The following is a 255-nucleotide window of genomic DNA, read 5'->3' as shown; positions in this document are numbered from 1 at the left end:
GCCCGAGGAGAAAGCACCCGAGAAGGTGGATGCCCAGCGCCTGAGAGAAGAGATTCGCCAGCTCAACGAGCGGGTAAAGGAACTGGGCAAAAAGGAACAGAAGCAGGTCAAAAAGCTCGCTGAAGAGCACCTGCCGCGGCTGCAAAAATATGAAGAGCAGTTAGAAAAACTTGGGGAGCGCAACAGCTACAGCAAAACGGACGAGGAGGCCACCTTCATGCGCATGAAGGAGGATCACATGAAGAACGGGCAATT

General features: G+C 53.7%; 1 pseudogene. It reads left to right on the top strand.

Annotated features, from left to right (window positions below):
• Positions 1–255: pseudogene (locus K3G39_RS20630) on the top strand (IS5/IS1182 family transposase); the annotation flags it as partial.

The organism is Pontibacter sp. HSC-14F20, assembly GCF_019599265.1.
Classification (GTDB): domain Bacteria; phylum Bacteroidota; class Bacteroidia; order Cytophagales; family Hymenobacteraceae; genus Pontibacter.
The sequence above is the reverse complement of the archived record's forward strand: the minus strand, read 5'-3'. Positions and strand labels throughout refer to the sequence as shown.